Origin of the sequence: Gluconobacter sp. GP1 (genome assembly GCF_032913585.1) — a bacterium.
GTDB lineage: Bacteria > Pseudomonadota > Alphaproteobacteria > Acetobacterales > Acetobacteraceae > Gluconobacter > Gluconobacter cerinus.
This window is the reverse complement of sequence record NZ_JASGXC010000012.1, coordinates 21,727-23,560: the sequence shown is the minus strand read 5'-3', so window position 1 is coordinate 23,560 and position 1,834 is coordinate 21,727. Positions and strand designations below refer to the sequence as shown.

At 64.8% G+C, this 1,834-nt stretch carries 3 protein-coding genes; all 3 read right to left on the bottom strand.

Annotated features, from left to right (window positions below; translation table 11 throughout):
• A partial coding sequence (locus R5H23_RS15725; protein ID WP_317216001.1) for a PHP domain-containing protein occupies positions 1-361 on the bottom strand: 361 nt, incomplete at its 3' end.
• A gap of 3 nt (positions 362-364) precedes the next feature.
• Entirely contained in the window at positions 365-622 is a 258-nt protein-coding gene (locus tag R5H23_RS15720; RefSeq protein ID WP_317216000.1) for a hypothetical protein, read from the bottom strand.
• Positions 598-1,834: DNA polymerase Y family protein (locus R5H23_RS15715; protein WP_317215999.1), on the bottom strand; the 1,237-nt coding region annotated here is incomplete at its 5' end. The genes R5H23_RS15715 and R5H23_RS15720, both read right to left, overlap by 25 nt.

Genomic DNA, 1,834 nt, shown 5'->3' with positions numbered 1-1,834 from the left:
GGAGGTCCGGGGCCGCTGCGACGAGATCCTCCCATCCCAGAAGGAACACGTCCCGCTCGCCCCGATGATGACCAAGGGTCAGGAGCTGGCACAAGCCTGCCCAACCCGCGCGATTGCGGGGATAGGCCAGGAGCGCACTGCCGTCACGTAAAGCCAGACGGCATCCCGGTAAGAGGCGGAGACCGGCTTCACGCGCCGCCAGATGGGCGCGGATCACCCCGGCCACAGTGTTCCAGTCGGTCAGACCGATGGTGTCATACCCCAGGGCCTTCGCCTGGAAAATCAGTTCATCCGGCTGGCTACCCGAGCGCAGGAACGAAAACGAGGACGTCGCCTGCAATTCGACATAAGGCGCGTTCACGGCTCAGCGCCTATGGGGATGCGGGTGCCGGCTGCTGTCAGGCGCGTTGCTGGTAGGAGCGCGCATCACGACAAATCCGGAGCGTTCCAGATAGGCGACCAGCCGCTCGGCCACGAGACGCGCCATCAGTTCGGCGGCGTCATACGTGCGCCTGCGACCGTCATAGCACAGCGCGTGCATCAGGACTTCGGCCACGTCCGAGGTGCTGGCCGGGATCAGGTCATCACGGGGCTCCATCAGAACACCCCCTGAAGAAACCACGCGCCTGACCCGGACCAGTCGTGGGTTCCGTCGCCTTTGCGAAACAGCCACAGGCGCAGGCCGGTCGTGGTCTCGACCTGCCAGTAGTCGCGGATCGCACCGTAGCTTTCGGCCGTCTGCCACCACTCACCCAGCAGACGTTCGGGGCCATCGGCCGCTGCAATGCGATGCGTCTGCCGCTTGAGGACGAACTGGCGTGGCGCACCGTCCGGGAGCAGGGCAGTCACCTTCACCCGGACGGGCAGATCGAACAGGATGTTCGGTCGCACCCAGAGCATCTGGCGCGCGTCCGCGGGTTCTGCCACGTCGCCTGGAGAAATGCGAGACTGTCCGTCTTCCGGCCAGGCGGAAAACCGGGGCGAGAGCTGATAGACGGAGGTGATCCCGGGGCGGTTGATCAGCCGGTCGATGAGGCTCGCAGGCAGTGTGTCCGCCTGACAGTCCTCTGGGTCTGAGAGCACCGGGCGAGCCGGGCCGGCCTCCATGGGCTCGCTGGCGCTGATCGTCAAAGTAACAGCCTCAATACCAAAGCCGGGCTCAATCTGGGAAATCTGATCCTTGAGGAGACGGAGGATGCGGGGCATATCCGAGGTCGGATCGGACGGGCCCACCCGGATGGCCTGGACCGTGCTGTCGACACGCACACAGAGAAAATCGATCTGCCGTGCGCCTTCCCCGCGCCGGGACAGCAGGGCGCAGGCTTCCGGCACAAGAGCCTCGATCACGGTCGCAATCGCCTCGGCCGTGCCGATAGGTTCGACAAGCGAGCGCGACAGCGAAATTCGATCACGCACCTGAACCACGTTCAGCGGCCTGGCCTGACGACCAAGGGCTTCATCCAGACAGGTGAGAAGCACCGCGCCGAACCGCTTGGCCAAAGGCGCGCGGGGAAGGGCGGCAAGCGCGCCAATGGTTGTCAGTCCCAGGCGATTGAGACGGGACGCTGTCTCCGGGGCAATCGGTAAGGCCGAACACGGCAGTTGGTCCAGAGCCTGTTTCTGCTGACCGGGCGGAATGACACAGGCCCGGTCGAGGCGGGAGCGTGCCAGAACGCGTGAGGCCGCGGCACTGTCACTCAGAGCAAGAGAGCAGACATGACCTTTTTCGGAAAGACGCGTCCGGACGAGAGACAGCATTGCTTCCTCGCCGCCATAGAGATGAGCACAGCCGGTTGTGTCGCTATAAAGGCCGTCCGGTGCATCCAGAGCGGGT